Raw genomic sequence first — 852 nt, forward strand, 5'->3', positions numbered from 1 at the left:
TCAGGACTCGTTCTCGTTTCATAGCCAGAACATGACGGTTGCGGCGAGTGCGACGGCTGAGAGGAAGACCTTCGGGCATCGGTCGTAGCGGGTTGCAACCCTGCGCCAGTCCTTCAGACGTCCGAACATGATCTCGATCCGGTTGCGGCGTTTGTAGCGGCGCTTGTCGTGTTTGATGGGCTTGCCGCGCGACTTCCGGCCCGGAATGCAGGGTTTTATCCCCTTGTCTTTCAATGCTTCTCTGAACCAGTCGGCGTCATATCCCCGGTCAGCGAGCAGCCATTCCGCTTTCGGCAAGCTGCTCAGCAGCGCCGCCGCTCCGGTGTAGTCGCTGACTTGGCCTGCGGTCATGAAGAAGCGGATCGGGCGCCCATCGGCGTCGGCCACAGCATGCAGCTTGGTGTTCATGCCGCCCTTCGTGCGACCGATCAGACGGCCCCTTTGGTCGCCAGGTCCCCCTTTTTCGACCGCAGGCTGGTCGCCGTGCGGTGCGCCTTCAGGTAGGTCGCGTCGATCATCACCGTCTTCGGGGTGGCAGCCTCCGCGGCCAGCCCGTCCATCATCCGAGCGAAGACACCCTTGTCACTCCACCGCTTCCAGCGATTGTAGAGGGTCTTGGGCGGGCCATATTCCCTCGGCGCATCACGCCACCGCAACCCATTCCGATTGATGAAGATTATGCCGCTCAGCACCCGCCTGTCATCGACACGGGGCTTGCCATGGCTCTTGGGAAAGAACGGCTGCAGCCGTGCCATCTGCGCGTCCGTCAGCCAAAAAAGGTTGGTCATAGGTCAGTCTCCTTGCGGAGCCTGAATCACGCCGAAAGTGGAAGATCAATGGGTCCTGACCCTA

1 pseudogene is annotated in these 852 nt (G+C 61.3%); it reads right to left on the minus strand.

The window, feature by feature from the left end:
• Nucleotides 1–18: 18 nt before the first annotated feature.
• A pseudogene (locus AAIL68_RS17470) lies at nucleotides 19–788 on the minus strand (IS5 family transposase).
• Nucleotides 789–852 lie beyond the last annotated feature (64 nt).

This window comes from Paracoccus sp. SSK6 (assembly GCF_039770665.1).
GTDB lineage: Bacteria > Pseudomonadota > Alphaproteobacteria > Rhodobacterales > Rhodobacteraceae > Paracoccus.